General features: G+C 68.0%; 15 protein-coding genes. 7 read left to right on the forward strand and 8 right to left on the reverse strand.

Annotated elements, in window-relative coordinates; all coding sequences use genetic code 11:
• Positions 1–490 precede the first annotated feature (490 nt).
• The 8 genes from cybH to LCM32_RS03335 form a co-directional block, all read right to left on the reverse strand.
• Complete coding sequence (gene cybH, locus LCM32_RS03300; protein ID WP_224819621.1) at positions 491–1234, reverse strand: Ni/Fe-hydrogenase, b-type cytochrome subunit; 744 nt, start codon at positions 1232–1234, stop codon at positions 491–493.
• Positions 1231–1431, reverse strand: coding sequence for a hypothetical protein (locus LCM32_RS03305; protein WP_224819622.1), 201 nt, complete (start codon positions 1429–1431; stop codon positions 1231–1233). The genes cybH and LCM32_RS03305 overlap by 4 nt, the downstream gene beginning before the upstream one ends.
• 11 nt (positions 1432–1442) lie before the next feature.
• Positions 1443–3236, reverse strand: coding sequence for a nickel-dependent hydrogenase large subunit (locus tag LCM32_RS03310; RefSeq protein WP_224819623.1), 1794 nt, complete (start codon positions 3234–3236; stop codon positions 1443–1445).
• A 3-nt stretch (positions 3237–3239) separates the two neighbouring features.
• Positions 3240–4337 (reverse strand): hydrogenase small subunit, encoded by a 1098-nt coding sequence (locus LCM32_RS03315; RefSeq protein ID WP_224819624.1) that lies wholly within the window; start codon positions 4335–4337, stop codon positions 3240–3242.
• A gap of 201 nt (positions 4338–4538) precedes the next feature.
• Positions 4539–6872 carry a carbamoyltransferase HypF gene (gene hypF / locus LCM32_RS03320; RefSeq protein WP_224819625.1) on the reverse strand — a complete coding sequence of 778 codons (2334 nt, stop codon included), beginning with the start codon at positions 6870–6872 and terminating at the stop codon, positions 4539–4541.
• 9 nt (positions 6873–6881) lie between these two features.
• Complete coding sequence (locus LCM32_RS03325) at positions 6882–8312, reverse strand: nickel-dependent hydrogenase large subunit (RefSeq protein WP_224819626.1); 1431 nt, start codon at positions 8310–8312, stop codon at positions 6882–6884.
• Entirely contained in the window at positions 8309–9301 is a 993-nt protein-coding gene (locus LCM32_RS03330) for a HupU protein (protein WP_224819627.1), read from the reverse strand. Before LCM32_RS03330 ends, LCM32_RS03325 begins: the two co-directional genes overlap by 4 nt.
• Positions 9298–10647 (reverse strand): sensor histidine kinase, encoded by a 1350-nt coding sequence (locus LCM32_RS03335; RefSeq protein WP_224819628.1) that lies wholly within the window; start codon positions 10645–10647, stop codon positions 9298–9300. The genes LCM32_RS03330 and LCM32_RS03335 overlap by 4 nt, the downstream gene beginning before the upstream one ends.
• A gap of 432 nt (positions 10648–11079) precedes the next feature.
• Here LCM32_RS03335 and LCM32_RS03340 point away from each other — a divergent pair, with 432 nt between their 5' ends.
• The 7 genes from LCM32_RS03340 (at position 11080) to LCM32_RS03370 (ending at position 18949) form a co-directional block, all read left to right on the forward strand.
• Positions 11080–12096, forward strand: coding sequence for an ABC transporter substrate-binding protein (locus LCM32_RS03340; RefSeq protein ID WP_224819629.1), 1017 nt, complete (start codon positions 11080–11082; stop codon positions 12094–12096).
• Between the two features lie 91 nt (positions 12097–12187).
• Positions 12188–13015: an ABC transporter permease gene (locus LCM32_RS03345; protein WP_224819630.1), complete on the forward strand. Its 828-nt coding sequence runs from the start codon at positions 12188–12190 to the stop codon at positions 13013–13015.
• Between the two features lie 4 nt (positions 13016–13019).
• Positions 13020–13808: an ABC transporter permease gene (locus tag LCM32_RS03350; protein ID WP_224819631.1), complete on the forward strand. Its 789-nt coding sequence runs from the start codon at positions 13020–13022 to the stop codon at positions 13806–13808.
• A gap of 13 nt (positions 13809–13821) precedes the next feature.
• A complete protein-coding gene (locus LCM32_RS03355; RefSeq protein WP_224819632.1) occupies positions 13822–14883 on the forward strand; it encodes an ABC transporter ATP-binding protein in 1062 nt (353 codons plus the stop codon).
• Positions 14880–16199: an amidohydrolase family protein gene (locus tag LCM32_RS03360; RefSeq protein WP_224819633.1), complete on the forward strand. Its 1320-nt coding sequence runs from the start codon at positions 14880–14882 to the stop codon at positions 16197–16199. The genes LCM32_RS03355 and LCM32_RS03360 overlap by 4 nt, the downstream gene beginning before the upstream one ends.
• Positions 16200–16208: 9 nt before the next feature.
• A complete protein-coding gene (locus LCM32_RS03365; RefSeq protein WP_224819634.1) occupies positions 16209–17108 on the forward strand; it encodes a nucleoside hydrolase in 900 nt (299 codons plus the stop codon).
• Positions 17102–18949 carry an adenine deaminase gene (locus LCM32_RS03370; RefSeq protein ID WP_224819635.1) on the forward strand — a complete coding sequence of 616 codons (1848 nt, stop codon included), beginning with the start codon at positions 17102–17104 and terminating at the stop codon, positions 18947–18949. The genes LCM32_RS03365 and LCM32_RS03370 overlap by 7 nt, the downstream gene beginning before the upstream one ends.
• Positions 18950–18953: the final 4 nt, after the last annotated feature.

Raw genomic sequence — 18953 nt, forward strand, 5'->3', positions numbered from 1 at the left:
CGGTGTATTTTATTCAAGTCTCTGATTTTGAAGGATTTATGTGGATTTTGCTGCGTTGCGGCAATGAGTGATATGCAAATCAAGTATTCAATATGTGCGCATGAGTGGAAAGTAAGTTTGCATGATGCGCTTTGGCGTCGCCAATCTGGCGCCACAATGACCTGTCATTCTGATCACTAACTTGCCACGGAGCCACGATTTTTCGCCGTTCCTGCGCGCCCGGAACCAAGAGGGGAGCCGCGCATCGACGGCGCGCGCGGAGGCGATCCGGAGCTCTCTGGCCACCACTTTATGGTAGCGAAACTCGTCCCTCCCTCGCGAGGGACCGCCCAGCCTCACCAAATCGCCGCCGCGTGGGGGCCTGCCTACGATGCGCGGCGGCCTGCGGCCTTGTTCCGCGCGGGGGGCGATGTTTTGGTGTGGGCAGACAGGCGCACAACGGAAAAGGGCGGGCCGAAGCCCGCCCTGTCTCAAACCCCGCAAGAGGGCTTCAGTCCTCGTCGTCCTTGAAGGTCCGCGTGCCCGAGATCATGGTCGAGACCATCGACTGCCGGGACATGATGTCTTCGCGGATCGCGGCATAGATGTGGATCATCATGAAGATGAGGATCGCGTACATCCCGAGGTGATGCAGCTGGTGCAGCACCATCGAATTGCCGATCCAGTCCCGCAGCGGGCCGAAGACGAGGTCGAAGATGCTGCCTTGCTGCGCGCCCTCGGCATAGAGCGCCATGCCGGTCACGATCATGAAGCTGAGCCCCACGGTCATGAAGAAGAACATGGCGATCTGCGCCAGCGGGTTGTGGCCCACGTATTTCTTGGGCGTCTTCTCGAGGAAGGCGTACCACTTCATCTCGTGCCAGACCTCGACCCACCAGGATTTGCGGTGCAGCGGCAGGATGAACATCTGCTTGGCGTGGTGGTTGCCCACGAAGGCCCAGTAGATGCGCCCGAAGAAGCCCACGGTCATGATCATGCCGGCGGCGAAATGGGCAAAGCGGATATAGCCGAAGACGAATTGGTGCGTCGCCTCGGCGATCTGCATCGAAGGCGGCGGGGAGCCGATGAACCAGCCGGTCACGATCAGGACCATGATCGCGGCGGCGTTGATCCAGTGCCACAGCCGGACCGGGGCCTCGTAGACGTAGACGCTGGTGTCGCGCCGGATCGTCGCGTGATCGGCCTCGGTTGCATCCCCGGTGAGCCGGATGGCCTTGGGGGAGGGGCTGGTCATTTGCCCCCCTCCCGGCGGCGGATCAGCAGGTAGGCGGCGATGCCCACCGCCGCCAGCAGGGCCAGCGGCCCGAGGTGGGCGGCAAGGTGGCTCGCCTCGTCGTGGGTCGCCTCATGCAGCCCGTGGGCCTGTGCCGCCAGCGGCAGCGTGGCGAGTGCGGCGGTGATCGCCGCGCCTTTGCTCAGTTTACGCATCATGGTCTCCTCCCTCAGCGCACCTTGACGGTGGTCAGTTCCTCGCCGTCCGGCGACATCACGTGGGTCGAGCAGGCAAGGCAGGGGTCGAAGCTGTGCAGCGTGCGCAGGATCTCGACCGGCTCTTCCGGGCGCTCCATCGGCGTGTTCATCAGGCTGGCCTCGAAGGCCCCGATGTTGCCCGAGGTATCGCGCGGGCTGCCGTTCCATGTGGTCGGCACGACGCATTGGTAGTTCTCGATCCGGCCGTCCTTGATCTTGATCCAGTGGCCAAGCGCGCCGCGCGGCGCCTCGGTCATGCCCACGCCCATGGCTTCCTTGGGCCAGGTCGAGGGGTCCCACTTCTCGATGTTGGCCGTGCTCTCGTCGCCATTCTTGATGTTGGTGATCAGCTTGTCGAAGAAATGCTGCTGCAGGCGCGAGCAGTATTCCGACTCCAGCGCGCGGGCGGCAGTGCGCCCCAGCGTCGAGAAGATCGCATCGAAGGGCAGGTCCATCGCGCGCAGCAGCCCGTCGACCTGATCCTTGATGTCCTCGTGCCCCTTGGCATAGCCGATGATGTAGCGGGCCAGCGGACCCACCTCCATCGCGTGACCCTTCCAGCGCGGCGCCTTGATCCACGAGTATTTCGCGGCCTCGTCCAGCTCCTGGATATTGGTCCGGGTGCCCTTGGCGTTCGGGCCCAGTTCGTACTGTGCCTCGGTCACGCCGTCCCAGGGGTGCAGGCCCTTGCCCGGCTCGCCGTAGGTGTACCACGAATGGTCCACGAACTCCTGGATCTGCTCCGGGTCGCGCGGATCGACATCATGCACGACCGAGAGGTCGCCGTTGATGATCGCGCCGCGCGGCAGGTGCAGCTGCTCGGGGCTGAAATCGTTCGGATGCTCCGGGATATCGCCATAGGCGAGGCAGGCCTGCGAGGAGAGCCCGCCGCCGTAGAGCCAGTTCTTGTAGAACCCGCCGATGGCGATCACGTCCGGGATATAGACATTGCGGTTGAAGTCGAGCGATTGCTGGATGATCGACTGAACCATGTTCAGGCGCTCCATGTTGATCGCCCCGACCGCGCCCGTGGAATGGACGTTGATCGGGCAGGGGACACCGCCCACCAGCCAGTTCGGATGCGGGTTCTTGCCGCCGAAGATCGTGTGGACCTTCACGATCTCCTTCTGGAGATCGAGCGCCTCAAGGTAGTGGGTTGTGGCCATCAGGTCCGCCTCGGGGGGCAGCTTGTAGGCCGGGTTGTCCCAGTAGCCGTTCTTGAACAGGCCCAGCTGGCCGCTTTCCACGAACTTCTTCAGCCGGTTCTGCACGTCGCGGAAATAGCCCGGCGAGGACATCGGGTGGTTCGGGCCGACCATCTGCTGCAATTCGCTGGTGGCCTTAGGATCGGCCTTCAGCGCGTTGACCGGGTTCACCCAGTCGAGCGCATGCAGGTGGTAGAAGTGCACCACGTGGTCGTGGATCTGCAGCGCGAGCTGCATCAGGTTGCGGATCGAATTCGCGTTGTCGGGGATCTGTATGCCAAGCGCATCCTCGACCGAGCGGACCGAGGTCAGCGCATGGGTCCCGGTGCAGACGCCGCAGATGCGTTCGGTGAAGGCCCAAGCGTCGCGCGGATCGCGGCCCTTGAGGATCACCTCAAGCCCGCGCCACATGGTGCCGGTCGAGACGGCGTTGCGGATCACGCCCTGATCGTCGACGTTCACCTCGCAGCGCATGTGGCCTTCGATCCGGGTGACGGGATCGACGACGATGCGACGGCCGGAATTGTCCAGCTCGAAGCCATTGGGGGTCTGGATGACCATGGCTTACACCTCCTCCTTCGCGGACTTGCGGTCCTGCGTCTTCTTCTGTGCGGATTTCAGCGCCGAGACGGCGGCGTGCAGCGCGATGCCGCCACCCACCACGCCCGCGGCGGCAAGGCCGATCTGGTCGGCGTTCTTCTCGACCCCGAACTGGGTCAGGTCGGTGACACGGTTGTAGAAGCTGCCCTGATCCCAGAAGCCGTCCTCGGAACAGCCGATGCAGCCGTGGCCGGACTGGATGGGGAAGCTGACGCCCTCGTTCCAGCGCACGGTGGAACAGGCGTTGTAGGTGGTCGGGCCCTTGCAGCCCATCTTGTAGAGGCAATAGCCCTTGCGCGCGTTCTCGTCGTCCCATTCCTCGACGAACTGGCCGGCGTCGAAATGCGGACGGCGATAGCATTTGTCGTGGATGCGCTGCCCGTAGAACATCGCCGGGCGGCCCTGACGGTCAAGCTCGGGCAGGCGGTCGAAGGTCAGCATGTAGGTGATCACACCGGTCATGACCTCGGCGATCGGGGGGCAGCCGGGCACCTTGATGATCGGCTTGTCGGTGATGACCTTGTGCACCGGCACGGCGCGGGTCGGGTTCGGCTTGGCCGCCTGCACACAGCCATAAGAGGCGCAGGCGCCCCAGCTGATGATTGCCTTGGCGTCCTTGGCCGCGTGGCGCAGCTGCTCGACGAAGGGCTTGCCGCCGACGATGCAGAACATGCCGTCCTCGTTCAGGGGCGGGTTGCCCTCCACGGCGAGGATGTAGTTGCCCTTGTACTTCTCGATGGTCTCCTGCAGCGCCGCTTCGGCCTGATGCCCTGCGGCGGCCATCAGCGTGTCGTCGTAGTCGAGGCTGATCATCGACAGGACCACGTCCTTGGCCAGCGGGTGGGCCGACCGGATGAAGCTCTCGGAGCAGCAGGTGCATTCGAGGCCGTGCACCCAGATGACGGGCGTCCGGGGCTTCGTTTCCATCGCGTGGGCGATCTTGGGCACGAAGGCGGGACCGAGGCCAAGGGCGGCGGCGGTCAGGGAACAATATTTCATGAAGCTGCGGCGGGTGATCCCCTGCCGGCGCATCACGTCGTAGAAGGTTTCGATCTGGCTCAAGCTGCGTCTCCTCCGAATTCGGGCGGGGGCCCTGCGCTGGTTCGGGCATCATGCAGCGGCATACCTTGGTGTGCTGAGGGAAAAACGCGGTGGCGCGTGAGGTGATTTACTTGCTTGTAAATCAATAGCTTGTGCTGAAAGTGTCCGCTTTTCTGCGCCCGCAGCGTGGTCAGGCCACAGCCGTCGCTTCCGGGGCAGTGGTCAGGCGCTTTCCAGCCGCGCCAGAGCGATCACCGCCTGTCCGAGCGCCAGCCCGCCGTCGTTCGCGGGCGTCTCGCGGTGGATCAGCAGCGGCAGATCGGCAAGCGCCCGGGCCGTGAGGTCGAGCAGCAGCGCATTCTGGTAGCACCCGCCGGAGAGTGCCACGGCCCGCGCCGCACCGCTCTCCACGAGCGCCCTCGCACGGCTGGCAAAGGCCCGCGCCAGACCGGCATGGAACCGCGCGGCGCGGACCGGATCGGGGCTCCTGTCGGCGAGCAGGGCGTGCAGCATCGGGGCGGGGTCGATCTTAGACTCATTGCCGAAGTCATAGCCCGGATCGCCAGCGGCCAGCGCCGCACGGCCCTCGGGTTGGCAGGCCAGCGCCTCCAGCCGCATGGCGGCCTCGCCCTCGAAGCTCTGCCGCGCGGGGCAGAGCCCGAGGAGCGCCGCGACCGCGTCAAAGAGCCTTCCCGCCGAGGAGGAGAGCGGCGCGTTCATCCGCGCCGCCTGCCGGGCGAGCGCCAGCGGATGCGACGCCAGATGCGCCTCGGCCGCGATCCCCGCCTGATCCAGCCGGGCGAGCGCGTTGCGCCAAGGCTCCTGCGCGGCCCGGTCGCCGCCAATGAGCGGCGCGGGGGTCAGGTGGGCGGTGCGGGTGCAGTCCTCGTAATCCCCCAGCAGCAGTTCGCCGCCCCAGAGCGTGCCATCCGGCCCCAGCCCGGTGCCATCCAGCACGATCCCCGCCACCGGCCCGCCGTCGCGCGGCCAGAGGTTCTCGGCCAGACAGGCGGCGAGGTGGGCGTGGTGATGCGCCACCTCGATCACCGGCAGGGGGCTGGCATGGGCGTGCTGCGTGGCGCGGTAGCCGGGGTGCAGGTCGCAGGCTACGGCCTGCGGACGATGGTCGAAGAGCTGGCTGTAGTCCTGTTCGGCCTGAAGGAAGGCCTCCCACGTCAGGGCCTCGTCGAGTTCGCCGAGGTGGTGGCCCAGCAGGGCCTGCCCATTTTTGGTCAGGCAGAGCGCGGCCTTCATCTGCCCGCCCATGGCCAGCACCTGCGCGTGGGGCAGGCCCTCGGGCAGGGGCAGGGTGCCGGGCACCCGTCCGCGAGCCCGGCGCAGGATCATCGGGCCCTGCGGGGTGATCCGCTCGACGCTGTCATCCAGCCTGCGGGCGATGTCGCGGTCGTGCAGCAGGAAGGCATCGGCGAAGGGCGCTAGCATCTCGCGCGCCTCCGCATTGTGGATCGCCATGGGCGCGCCCGAGAGGTTGCCGGAGGTCATCACCAGCGGCCGCCCCACCGCATCGGCCAGCAGCCAGTGCAGCGGCGTGGCGGGCAGCATCCAGCCCAGCGTGGACTGCCCGGGGGCGAGGGCCTCGGGCAGGGGCGTGCCCACCTTTTCCAGCAGCAGGATCGGCGCGGCGGGATCGGCTAGGCGGTCCGCTTCCTCTGCATTCAGCGCGGCGTGGCGGCGGATCAGGTCGAGCGGCGCCATGAGGGCGAAGGGCTTGGCCGGGCGGTGCTTGCGGGCGCGAAGCCGGTCGATCGCCTCGGCGTTGGTCGCGTCACAGGCGAGGTGGAACCCGCCGAGGCCCTTGATGGCGAGGACCTGCCCCGCGCCCAGCAGGGCGGCGGCGCGGGCGAGGGGGCTCTCTGCCGCGCCCGGTGCCGGATCGGGGCCCTCCAGCCAGAGCTTCGGCCCGCAGTCCGGGCAGGCCACGGGCTGTGCGTGGAAGCGGCGGTCGGCCGGGTCATCGTATTCGGCCCGGCAGGCGGGGCAGAGCGGGAAGGGCGCCATCGTCGTCTGCGCCCGGTCATAGGGCAGGCCGGTCACGATGGTGAAGCGGGGCCCGCAGTGGGTGCAATTCGTGAAGGCATAGCCCGCGCGGCGGCCCGTGCTGCGGACCTCGGCAAGGCAGGCCGGGCAGGTGGCCGCATCGGGCGTCACCCGCGTCTCGGCCCCCGCCGCGCCCGAGGCGGCGATGATGAACCCCTCGCTGGCGGGCCGCTCCGCCGCCGCGCTTTCCACCGCGTCGATCCGGGCGAGCGGCGGGGCTTCGGCGCGCAGGGCCGCCTCGAAGGCGTCGAGGTTCGGGCCCGCGACATGGATCAGCACGCCCTCGGCATCGTTCAGCACCTCGCCCGCCAGCCCCATGCGCCGGGCCAGTTGCCAAACGAAGGGCCGGAAGCCCACGCCCTGCACCTGCCCACGCACGCGGATGCGGCGGGCGGCGGGCGCGCCGCCTGCCGGCTCGTCCTCGGTGTTGCCGGGGGCCGATGTGGGGGCCGGCGTCGGGGGCTGTGTCTCGCCGGAGGTCTTGGGCGGGCGGGTCATTGCTGGGCCTCAGTGCACCGTGCAGACCATGCAGGGGTCAAAGCTGCGCACGATATGCTGGACGGAGAGCGGGGTCTCCTCGCCCTCGGCCACCTCGGCCCCGACCAGCGCCATTTCCACCGGGCCGGGCGTGCCGGTGGCATCGCGGGGCGAGAAGTTCCACGTCGTCGGCGCGACGATCTGGTACGACGCGATCCGCCCGCCCTCGATCCGCAGCCAATGGCCCAGCGATCCACGTGCGGCCTCCACCAGCCCGGCGCCGCTCCCGGCCTTCACAGTGGGCTGCTCGCCCATGAAGCGCGCATCGGGATCGAGCGCCTGCACCCAGCTTTCCAGCAGCAGCTGCAACCGGGCGATTTCCAGCAGGCGGCCCGCGATCCGGGCGCGGGTGGAGCCTTCGGCGGCGAGCACCTGTGCCAGCGGGTGTCCGTCGATGGCCTGCCGGGCCAGCGCGCCCACCTCCACCACGCGGGTGTCGAGGCGCGGGGCCTTGCACCAGCTGTAGGCGCCCTCGCGCATGTCCTCGTCAGGCAGGGTCTGGCCCTGCGCAGGATGCGCGGTGTCGCCCAGCATCCATGCGTGGCTGAGGTCTTCGCTGATCTGGCCCGCGTCGTAGGGGCCGGTCATGCCGTTCTCCCACAGGCCCGGGGCCATGGCGCGGCCGCCCTCCAGCGGGTAGGCCCCGAAGGAGAGGTAGCGGCGCGGGCCGAAGCCGCCGCGCTCCAGCCCCAGATCGGTGGAGATCGCGAGGAAGAGACCGGCGTCGCCCGTCTCCCATGCCTCCAGCTCCACTAGCGTCGAGAGCCCGGCGAAGGCCTCCACCGGCGCACCGAAGAGCCCGTCTTCGAGGTAGCGGCGGAAGCTGCGCAGCGTGGCCAGCATCCGCACCCGGTCCTGTGCGGCGGGCGCGCGGGTGACGCCACCGGGCTGGATCGCCAGCGTATGGGGCCACTTGCCCCCCAGCGTGCCCGCGATGTGGAAGAGACGCGCGCGGGCCTCGGCGGTGGCGCGTGCGGCACTGCCCTGAAGCGCGGTGAACCGCTGCACGGCGCGGTCATGCCATGTGCGGCCCGCATAGGCGGGGCGGGCGAAGTCGGGCATGAAGAAGAGGTGGAAATGGGTCACATGGTCGGCCATGTTCTCGACCCCGTGCAGGATCGCCGCCGCAAGCGCGCCTTGTGCGGGCATCCGGGCGCCCGAGGCCTCGGCCAGGGCAAAGGCCGCCGCGGCCGACTGGCTGACGGAACAGATGCCGCAGATCCGCGGCGTCAGGGTCAGCGCATCGCGCGGGTCCTTGCCGGGCAGCATCATCTCGAACCCGCGGAAAAGGGGCGAGTTCGCATACGCCGCCGCCACCTGACCGTCGCGGATGTCGAGCTTGATCTCGAGATCGCCCTCGACCCGGTTGAAGGGCCCGACGAGGAGTTGCCGTTCGCTCATTTGCCGCCCTTTCCCGCGCCGGGGGGGATCTTCAGGCGGTCGGAATGGGCGTTCACGTCGATCCGTTTCGGCGTGGCGGCCTTCGACAGCGATGCAAGTGCCATGAACCACGCTTTGGGCATGTCCGAGGGCAGGCCAATGGGGATGCCCGCGAGGGTCGGCGTCTCGGTGAAGGGGTGGCGGGGTTCCTCGAACTCGGGCGCGGTGCAGTTGATGCAGGGGTAATTCCCCCGCGTGCAGGAGCCCGCGCCGTTCCATGGCCGGATGTTGCAATCCGCATGGGCCTGCGTGCCGACGCAGCCGAGGTGCTCCATCATGCAGCCCATTTCCGAAAGCTCGCGGGCCGAGGCCTTGTACTCGTAGAACTCGTTCTTGGTGCAGGCATGGTGCACGAGGTTGTCGGCATAGAAGCGCGGACGGCCCAGCGGGTCGAGGTCGGCTTCGGCCAGACGGTCCTCGGCCAGCAGCAGCAGCGTTTCCGAGACCCAGTCGGGATGGGTCGGGCAGCCCGCCACGTTGATCACCGGGCGGCCCGAGCGGGCGCGGAAATCACTGGGCAGGGCGCCGCCCTTGAGCTTGCCGTCATAGGCCAGCCCCACGGCGCCGGCGGGGTTGCCGCCCGCAGAGGTCACGCCGCCATAGGCCGCGCAGGTGCCCACGGCCACCACGTCGCGCGCCAGCGGCGCGAGGCTGCGCACCCAGTCGAGCATCGGCCGCCCGGTGCCTGCCAGCATGTGATAGCGCCCGGTGCCCTTGGGGCCCGTCACGATGGAGCCTTCGACGCAGAGCACGTCGAGCGTTTCCTCCCCGGCCTCGATCCGCTCCAGCAGGCGGCGCACCTCGGCCCCGGTCTCGACCGAGATCGAGGGATGCCAGAGCAGGTCGATGCCCGCGTCGGTCAGCAGGTCGAAGATGTTTGGGTCCTCGGCGCAGAGCAGCGACATGGTACAGCCGCCGCAGCCTGCGGATTGAAGCCACAGAAGGTTCACGTGTCCTCCGGTCGGTCTGGAGTGCCTGTTGCGTCGCCCGGGCGGGCGGGATCGGCCCCGGTGCCAAGCGGCAGGGCAAGACGGAAGTCGCCCCCGGGCCCGGGGCCCAGCGTCAGGGCGCCGCCGTGTTCCTCGGCGATCTTCGCGCTGATCGAGAGGCCGAGGCCGGTGCCCTGTCCCACGGGCTTGGTGGTGAAGAACGGATCGAAGATCGCGGCGCGGTTTTCCTCGGCCACGCCGGGGCCGGTGTCGCGGACGGTCAGGACGGCGCGGCCATTCTCGATACCGATCTCGACGCTGACGGCGGCATCGTCGAGGCCCTGCACCGCGTCCATGGCGTTCTGGATCAGGTTCATGACGATCTGCTGGATATGCCCCGGCGTGCCCTGCACCTTCAGCGAGGTCATGCCGGTGAAACTGGTGGTCAGCCCGCTTTTCGAGCCACGCTCGACCCAATGCGCCGCGACCCGGGCCAGCTCCACGAGGTCGAAGACCGAGGCCGTGCCGGAGCCTTCGGCCGAGAGCCTGCGCAGGTCGGCCACGATGTCGCGCACCCGTTCGGCCCCGTCGCGGGCCCCGTCGATCGCCTGCCGCAGGTTGCGCAGGGCCCGGTCGAGCTTCAGCTCCTCGCGCAGCGAGACCAGTTCCTCCCGCGAGGCCCCGGACTGGACGCGGTCGAAATAGGTCTCGAACCGGCCCACGTAGCGTTCCAGCGCGTGGGCATTGGCATAGACGAAGGAAATCGGGTTGTTCAGCTCATGGGCCACGCCTGCCAGCAGGCGGCCCAGCGAGGCGAGCTTCTCGTTGCGCACCAGCTGCATCTGCGCCTGTTGCAGGGCGCGGTGGCTTTCCTCCAGTTCAGAATAGGCGCGGCGCAGCTCTCCCAGCGGGCGGCCCACGAGGACGGCGCCGATCAGCCGGTGCCGGTCGTTGATCCGGGCAGAGAGGGTGAACTCGAAGGGCGAGGGGCCCTCGATGGTGATCACGTTGGCCTCGAACCGCGTGTTCGAGAGCGTCAGGCGCAGGTCGGTCAGGGCCTTGGCGATGGCCTCGGCCCGTTCAGTGCGGAAGATCTCGGCCACGGGGCGGCCTACGAGGTCGGAGGCCGCGCGCCCGGTGACGGTGCAGAGCGAGGCGCTGACCTCCTCGATGGTGCCGTCGCGACCGACCACGGCCATGATCTCGCTGACGCTGTCGAGGACCGAGGCGATGAAGCGGCGCAGCTCGTGCAGCTCTTCGCCCTGCCGTTCCAGCTGCTCCTGATGGGCGACCAGATCGGCATAGGTGCGGTCCACCGCGGCTAGCACGTTGACCCAGGCCTCGTCGCTGAAATCGGCAGCGTCCATGGATGTGTCGGTCCCGGGACCCATCGTTGCCCTTTCCCTCAGCTCCCCGCCCCATTCAATCGGCGGGCGCCGTCGCGGTCTACAAGATGTAGCCCCTCGCGCGCGGGAAATCTATGGGCGCGCCATGTGGGGGCCTTGCGGGAGGGCGTGGGCGGTGTGGCCGGGGCCGTGCAGGGCTGTCGGACGGGCGGGCGGCGACAGGGGCAGGGGGTAGGGCAGGGCGATGCAGTCGTGCGGGGTGGAAAGCTGCCGTAGGGGCAGGCTGGCGCAGTGAACGATATTTGACCATTTGTGCGCCAACAAAAAAGAATCCTTCTGACACGAGGCGCGGCTTGACTTGATGGCGGCGCAAACGGCTCTACTGAAGGCATCCCGAAACGCCGGGGCGACGCTGCCCCGGTTTCACTCACGCTTACTGGACAGGTTCGCGCCATGAAAAACCTTCTCACGGTCTCCCTCCTTGCCCTGACTGCCTCGGCAGCTGCCGCGCAGGCGGAAACGCTCACCATTTCGTGGTGGGGCTACAACGGCGACAAGCTCAACGCACTGCTGATCGAACCCTTCAAGGCCGAATGCGGCTGCGATGTGGTCTTCGAGACCGGCAACAACGCCGACCGCCTCGGCAAGCTGACCGCCCGCGGTGGCAAGGGCGTCGACCTGATTTACCTCACCGACAGCTACAGCCAGATCGGCATCGAGAACGGCGTCTTCCAGGAGTTCGACCGCTCCAAGCTGACCAACCTCGACGAGCTCTACGAAGTGGCTCGTGATCCGCAGGGCGGGTTCGGCCCGGCCTACACCGTGGGCCGCATCGGCATCGTCTACGACGCCGACAGCGTCGAGCCGATCACCTCGTGGAGCGACCTGTGGCGGGCAGACCTGGCCGGCAAGCTGTCGCTGCCGAACATCACCACCACCGCGGGCCCGATGGTCGTCGTGCGCGCCGGTGACATTGCAGGCACCGACGCCTACGAGGATGCCGACCCGGCCTTCGCCAAGATCGAAGAGCTGAAGCCGAACGTGGTGAAGAACTACAACACCGGCTCCGAGATGGTGAACCTTGCCTCCACCGGCGAGATCTCGGTGACCATGACGCAGGACTTCACCCTGCGCTCGCTGAAAGAGGCCGTGCCGGGCATGACCTGGGCCACGCTGGACGATGGCGACATCGCGGTGCTGAACACCGTGAACATCCCCACCGGCGCCGAGAACCCCGAACTGGCCTACAAGTTCGTCGACTTCCTGCTGTCGCACGACGTGCAACAGGCACTGGCCGCGGCCGGTGTCGATGCGCCGATCAACAGCACCGTGGAACTGGCGCCGGAACAGGCCGCCATGTGGACCTACGGCGAAGAGGCGATCAACAGCCTGAACAAGATGGACTACGCCAAGATGAACGCGGCCAAGACCGAATGGATCGACCGCTGGAACGAAATCTTCGGCATGTAATCCGGGCACAATTCGCCTAGACTAACCGGGCACGGCGTTTCCAGCGCCGTGCCCTTCGCTCTTGATACGAAGACCAAGAAAGGCACCCCCAATGCCTCGCAAGCTGCGGCCATGGCTCCTGTCCGCTCCGGCGCTCCTGCTGGTGCTGCTGTTCCTCGGCCTGCCGGTGCTCTCGACACTGGCCACCACCTTCGGCGACCCCAAGGGGCCGCTGGCGCAATATGCCACCTTCTTCAACTCGCGCTTCCGGATGACCGTGCTCTGGCGCACGATGGAGGTGGCGCTGATCACCACCGCCGTCTCGGTCGTGGTGGGCTTCATCACCGCATGGGTGGTGGCACAGGCCCCTGCCCGGATGAAGAGCCTGCTGATCATCGCCGCCGTCTTCCCGCTGCTGACCGGCGTCGTCGTGCGCAGCTTTGCCTGGCTGGTGATCCTCGGCAAGAACGGCATCCTGAACGATTTCCTGCTCTGGATCGGGGTGATCAGCGAGCCGCTGTCGATGCTCTACACCAAGGGTTCGGTCATCGTGGCGATGATCTACCTCTTCGTGCCGCTGATGATCCTGACCCTCGTGGGCGTGCTGGAAGGCATCCCGCAGGACCTGACCGATGCGGCCGCCAGCCTGGGCGCCAAGCCCGGCGCGGCCTTCCGTCAGGTGGTGCTGCCGCTGGCGGTGCCCGGCCTGATCGTGGGCTCGGTCCTCGTCTTCACGGGCTCCTTCACCTCCTACGCCACGCCGCAGCTTCTGGGCGGCGAGGGGCAGATGATGATGGGCACCTTCCTCTACCAGCGGGCCATGGTCACCTTCGACTGGGTCGGCGCCTCGACCATCGCCGCCGTCATGGTGGTGGTGACCCTGACCACCGTGCTGATCATGTCCAAGATCGCGCGCCGCGTGAACCCGATGGCGGGGTGAGAGCATGAAACAACGTATCCATCCCCTCCTGATCGCCTTCGCGGTGCTGGTCTTCTTCTTCCTGCTGGGGCCGCTGGTGATCATCCTCGGCTCGGCCGTGTCGGACACCAACTACCTGACCTTCCCGCCGCAGGGGCTGACCCTGCGCTGGTTCACCAACATCTTCGAGATCTCGGCCTTCGTGCGCACCATGAAGACCAGCTTCCTGCTGGCGGTGGGGGGCACGGCGCTCTCCATGGCGATCGGCATCCCGGCGGCCTATGCGCTGGCGCGGTTCCGGTTCCAGCTGCCCGCCTTCCTCGGCAACATCTACGTGCTGCCGATCCTGATCCCCGAGATCGTGCTGGGCTTCTCGCTGATGAAGACCGTGGCCATCGGGGCCGATGTCCCGATCATGCTGGCGCTGCTGCTGGGCCACGCGCTGATCGTGCTGCCCTATTGCGTGCGCGTCGTGGGCGCCTCGCTGAACTCCTTCGACTTCTCGATCGAGGAGGCGGCCGTCTCGCTCGGCTGCCCCCGGTGGAAGGCCTTCTTCACCGTGGTGCTGCCCAACGTCCGCGCGGGCATCATCGCGGGGTTCATCCTCGCCTTCATCACCTCCCTCAATGACGTCTCGGTCTCGATCTTCCTGACCGGCCCCGGCGTCTCCACCCTGCCGATCCAGCTTCTGGCCCATATGGAGCAGTTCTTCGACCCGACGATCGCGTCGGTCTCGGTTCTGCTCATGGGCGTGACCGTGGCCGTCATGGCCATTGTCGAGCGCACGCTCGGCCTGACTTTCCTGACAAAGTGATGGGCGTTACCACATGACCGTCTCCCTCTCTCTCGACAACGTCACCGCCCACTACGGCAGCACCAAGGTGCTGGAAGACCTCTCGCTCCACGTGGGCGAGGGCGAGCTGGTCTCGCTTCTGGGCTCCTCCGGTTGCGGCAAGACCACCACGCTGCGCCTCGTGGCGGGCTTCCTTGAGCCGACCTCGGGCAGCATCAAGCTGGGCGAGCGTGACCTGACCCGCCTGCCGGCGCACGCCCGCAACATCGGGCTGGTGTTCCAGACCTACGCGCTCTTCCCGCATCTGACCGTGCGCGACAACGTGGCCTTCGGCCTGAAGCAGCGTAACGTGGGCGCGGCGGACCGCCGCAAACGCGCCGACGACATGATCGAGCGTGTCGGCCTCGGCCACCTCGCCGACCGGCACCCGGCCAACCTCTCGGGCGGTCAGCGTCAGCGGGTGGCCCTTGCCCGGGCCCTCGTGATCGAGCCGCCGCTGCTAATGTTCGACGAGCCGCTCTCGAACCTCGACGCCAAGCTGCGGGTCGACATGCGGGTCGAGATCCGCCGCCTGCAACAGGCCAACGGCACCACCGCGCTCTACGTCACCCACGATCAGGAAGAGGCCTTCAGCATCTCCGACCGTGTGGCGATCATGAACGCGGGCAAGATCATGCAGCTGGACACGCCCGAGGTGCTCTACTCCCGTCCCGCCAACGCCTTCGTGGCGGATTTCGTGGGCTTCGAGAACATGATCCCCATGCGCGCGATCTCCGAGGCCGGCGATGCCGTGCGGGCCGAAATGGCCGGCGGCGCGACCATCGACCTGCCCAAGGACAAGTTCACCGTGCCCGCGCAGGACTTCATCCTCGCGACCCGGCCCGAGGGTCTGCTGGTGGCGGCAGAGGGGCAGGGCGTGCCGACCAAGCTGGGCCTGCGCACCTACCTTGGCCGCGCCTACCAGTACCAGTGCGATACGCCGGCGGGCGAGATCAAGGCCAACGGCCCGCTCTCGCAGCCCTTCGAAAGCGGCAGCGCCGCCGTGCTGGTGCCCCAGCCCGAGCAATGCTGCCTGCTGCCGACGGAGGCCGCGTGACCCTTCTGACCAACGCCCGCATCCTGACCATGGATGCGGGCCTGACGGAGCACGAGGCCGGCTGGCTTCACATCGAGGGCGACCGGATCGTCGCCCTCGGCTCCGGCACTCCGCCTTCGGATGTTCCTGAGGGCGAACGGCAGGACATGGGCGGTGACCTGATCCTGCCCGGCATGGTCAACCCGCATTGCCACATGCCCATGACGCTGTTCCGGGGTCTGGGCGAGGACGTGGACGACCGGCTCTTCCGCTATATCCTGCCGCTGGAACGCGCCCTCGTGGATGCCGAGGTGGTGGAGATCGGATCGCGCCTCGCCGCGCTGGAGATGATCCGCGGCGGCGTGACCACGGTGGCCGACATGTACTACTTCGAGGACCGCATCGGCGCGGTGCTGAACGAGGCGGGGATGCGCGGTGTTCTGGGCCAGACGCTGGCCGATTTCGCTGCCCCCGATCACGGCTCGATGGACGAGGGCTTTGCCCGGCTCGATGCGCTTGCCGACCTCTATGCCGATCACCCGCTGATCACTGCCTCCGCCGCGCCCCATGCTCCCTATTCCACGGGGCTCGAGACGATGACCCGCGTGGCCGCATGGAACGCGGACAAGGGCCTGCCGGTGCAGATGCATCTGGCCGAGACCAAGCCCGAACTGGAGTGGGCCGAGAAAACCCACGGCTGCACCACGGTCGAGGTCGCGGATCGTGCGGGCCTGCTGACGCCGCACCTCGTGGCCGCGCATTGCATGTATCCGACCGGGGCCGACATGGATCTGATGGCCGAACGCGGCGTGAACGTGGCCTACAACGCGCGCTCCAACGGCAAGGCCGGGCGGGGCGTGGCCCCGATCACCGCCCTGCGCGCGCGGGGCATCAAGGTGGGCATCGCCACCGACGGGCCGATGTCGGGCAATACGCTCGACCTCTTCAGCCAGTTCGGCCCGGCGACCATGTTCCAGAAGATCGCCGCCGGCACCCGGGGCGCGCTGCCCTGTGTTGACGTGATCCGCATGGCCACGATCGAGGGCGCGGCGACGCTGGGAATGGCCGACAGCATCGGCTCTCTCGAACCCGGCAAGCAGGCGGATCTGATCCGCATCTCGCTGGACGATCCGCGCCTGCACCCGATCTACGACATCTATTCCATGCTCACCTATGCCACGATGCCGTCAGACGTGCGCGCGACCATGGTCGCGGGCCGCTGGCTGATGCAGGACCGTGCAGTCACGACGGTGGAGGGGCCCAAGGCCCTCGCCGATGCGTTGCAGGTCGCGCGCCGCTTCAAGGCGCGGATCGTGGAAATCGACAAGACCACTTGAGGGAAGACCATGCCCGCCATCATCGACACGGACCCCGGCATCGACGACGCGATTGCCATCCTCCACGCCCTGCGGGTGCCCGATCTGGACATCCTCGCGCTGACCACCGTGGCGGGCAATATCGGCCTCTCGGTCACCACCGGCAACGCGGGCCGCATCGTGGCCTGCGCGGGCGTGCCCACGCCGGTGCACGCGGGCGCTGCCGCACCGCTGGGGCGCGAGCCGCGGCCTGAGACCGGGGTGCATGGCACCGATGGTTTGGGCGGCGTGACCTTCCCCGCGCCTCTGGCAGCGCCTGCGAGCGCTGATGCCGTGGCCTATATGGCGCAGGCGCTGATGGCAGCGGAGGCGAAGACCATCGACCTGCTCTGCCTCGCGCCGCTGACCAACGTGGCGCTGCTGCTGCGTCACCATCCCGAGGCCGCCGCCCGCATCCGCCGCATCATCGCCATGGGCGGCGCGGTGGATGAGCCGGGAAACATGGGCGCGGACAAGCGGGCCGAGTTCAACCTCGCCCATGATCCCGAGGCGGCGGCAGAGGTGCTGCACGCGGGGCTCGACCTTGTGCTGATCCCGCTGGATGCCACCCGCCAGTTCCGCGCCAACGCCGAATTCATCGCCCGCCTGCGCGAGGTGGGCACCGCGCCTGCCGTCGCCTGCGCCGATCTGATCGAGGCCTATTTCGCCCAGACCGAGGCGCAGACGCAGGTCCGCGAAAGCCGCCCGCTGCACGATCCCTGCGTGCCGCTCTACGCGCTGCACCCCGATCTCTTCCGGCTTGAGACGCGGTCGCTTCAGGTGGAGCTGGACAGCGGCGCCCTCGTGCCCGGCCCCTACCAGATGCAGGTGGCCATGGGCGTCGATGCCGACTTGCTGCGCGATGCGCTTGCGGAGGGGCTAGCATGCTGAAGGACATCACCGCCGCCAACGAGGCTGATCTGCGCCGCGAGTTGATCGAGGTCGCCCTGCTGCGCCGCCCGGCGGATACGCTGATGCGGGTGGGGGCGCTGCTGGACACCAACACCGGGCTCTGGCGCGAGGACATGGAGCTGGCGCTCTACGGCGGGCGCATCGCCTATGTCGGTCCGCGCGGCTCCTACCGGGGCGATGCGGCGGGGACGGTGGACAAATCCTCGCTGCTGGCGGTGCCGGGTCTGGGCGAGGTGCACAAGCACATCGAAAGCTCGCACGTCACGCCGGAATACGAGGCGGCGCTGGTGATCCCGCGCGGCAACACATGGACCTGCGAGGCCAGCCACGAGTTTTCCAACGTGGTGCCCGACCGCACGCTCGACTTCTGGCTGGCGCCGCGCCGGGCCGGATCGCCGCTGAAGATCTTCCCGCTGCCCGGTTCCGCCGTGCCGCCGACCGCGTGGGAACATGGCGCGCATCTGGAGGGCGTGGACCAGACCCGCTTCCTGAGCGAGAGCCTCGCCTGTCCGGGCCTCGACGAGGTGATGGACTGGCCCGCCGTGCGCGACCGCGACAACCCGGCCCATGACCGGCTGTGGTCGATGATCCGGGCCACATGGGAGGCCCGCGCCGTGGTCGAGGGCCATGCCGCCGGCATCCGCGACCTGCCCAACATCAACGCTTTCGCCGCCTCGGGCATCGCCTCGGATCACGAGGCCTGGACGCCCGAGGAGGCCTTCGACAAGTTGCAGGCCGGGCTCTTCGTCGAGATCCGCATCCACACCGGGCCCGAGATCATCAAGGGCCTGCTGGAGATGGGCCTGACCGACTGGAGCCAGGTGGCGCTTGCCACCGACGACCGCCCCGCGCAGGAGGTGCTGGCCACCGGCGCGACCGACCGCAACGTGCGCATGGCGATCGAGGCCGGGCTGTCCCCCGAACAGGCGATCCAGCTGGTGACGATCAACCCGGCCCGCCACATGCGGCTGACGCCCTGGGTCGGATCGCTGGCGCCGGGGCGGTTTGCCGATATCGTGCTGCTGTCCGATCCGGAAAAATTCGTGATCGAGGAAGTCTGGGCCGAGGGGCGCCGCGCCTCCAAGGGCGCCGACTACCTGCTGCGGGTGCCGCAGATCGACTGGCCCGCCTGGGCGACGCAGAGCGTGAACATCGGCCGCTCCCTGACGGCCGGGGATTTCGTGATCCCCGCAGAGCCGGGCCGCGAGACGATGCAGGCCGCCGTCCTGCGCCCCTTCCACTGGACCGACGATTTCCTGACCTTCGAGATGCCGGTGGCCGAGGGCGCGGTGCAGCGCGACGCGGATCGCAACCTGACCAAGTTCGCCATCGTGGATCGCTACTCGGGGCAGGGGGCGGTGTCGAAGATGTTCTGGCTCGGCTGCGGCCCGCGGGACGCGGATACGGCGCTCTGCTGCTCCATGGCCCATGACAAGCATAACATCTGGTGTGTCGGCTCCTCCGACGCTGCCATGGCGCAGGCGGTGAATGCTTGTGCCGAGATGGGCGGCGGCTGGGTGCTGGTGCATCGCGGCGACGTGGTGGCAAGCGTGCGCTATGAAGTCGCGGGCCTGATGACCGCACGCCCGGCGCAGGCGCTCGCCGCCGATATGGAGGCGCTCTATGCCGCGGGCGCAGAGGTGGAGTGGATGTTCGAACCCTCCTTCCACCCCCGCTGGGCCGCAGGCTTCCCGGAACGGCTGGCCTTTGCCACGCTGACCTGTTCGCCGTGGCGCTGGAACCTCGTGGCGCCGTCGGACCATGCCCCGCAGGGCCTCGTTCAGGTGCAGACCGGCGAGACCCATCCGGTGGTCTGGTAAACGC

It is taken from the genome of Pseudooceanicola nanhaiensis, from assembly GCF_020171315.1.
In the GTDB taxonomy this organism is placed as follows: Bacteria; Pseudomonadota; Alphaproteobacteria; order Rhodobacterales; family Rhodobacteraceae; genus Pseudooceanicola; species Pseudooceanicola nanhaiensis_A.

Excerpts from the sequence above, each read along its gene's own strand:
- cybH (WP_224819621.1), bottom strand. The coding sequence starts at position 1,234 with ATGACCAGCCCCTCCCCCAAGGCCATCCGGCTCACCGGGGATGCAACC.
- LCM32_RS03305 (WP_224819622.1), bottom strand. The coding sequence starts at position 1,431 with ATGATGCGTAAACTGAGCAAAGGCGCGGCGATCACCGCCGCACTCGCC.
- LCM32_RS03310 (WP_224819623.1), bottom strand. The coding sequence starts at position 3,236 with ATGGTCATCCAGACCCCCAATGGCTTCGAGCTGGACAATTCCGGCCGT.
- hypF (WP_224819625.1), bottom strand. The coding sequence starts at position 6,872 with ATGACCCGCCCGCCCAAGACCTCCGGCGAGACACAGCCCCCGACGCCG.
- LCM32_RS03325 (WP_224819626.1), bottom strand. The coding sequence starts at position 8,312 with ATGAGCGAACGGCAACTCCTCGTCGGGCCCTTCAACCGGGTCGAGGGC.
- LCM32_RS03335 (WP_224819628.1), bottom strand. The coding sequence starts at position 10,647 with ATGGACGCTGCCGATTTCAGCGACGAGGCCTGGGTCAACGTGCTAGCC.
- LCM32_RS03340 (WP_224819629.1), top strand. The coding sequence starts at position 11,080 with ATGAAAAACCTTCTCACGGTCTCCCTCCTTGCCCTGACTGCCTCGGCA.
- LCM32_RS03345 (WP_224819630.1), top strand. The coding sequence starts at position 12,188 with ATGCCTCGCAAGCTGCGGCCATGGCTCCTGTCCGCTCCGGCGCTCCTG.
- LCM32_RS03350 (WP_224819631.1), top strand. The coding sequence starts at position 13,020 with ATGAAACAACGTATCCATCCCCTCCTGATCGCCTTCGCGGTGCTGGTC.
- LCM32_RS03355 (WP_224819632.1), top strand. The coding sequence starts at position 13,822 with ATGACCGTCTCCCTCTCTCTCGACAACGTCACCGCCCACTACGGCAGC.
- LCM32_RS03365 (WP_224819634.1), top strand. The coding sequence starts at position 16,209 with ATGCCCGCCATCATCGACACGGACCCCGGCATCGACGACGCGATTGCC.
- LCM32_RS03370 (WP_224819635.1), top strand. The coding sequence starts at position 17,102 with ATGCTGAAGGACATCACCGCCGCCAACGAGGCTGATCTGCGCCGCGAG.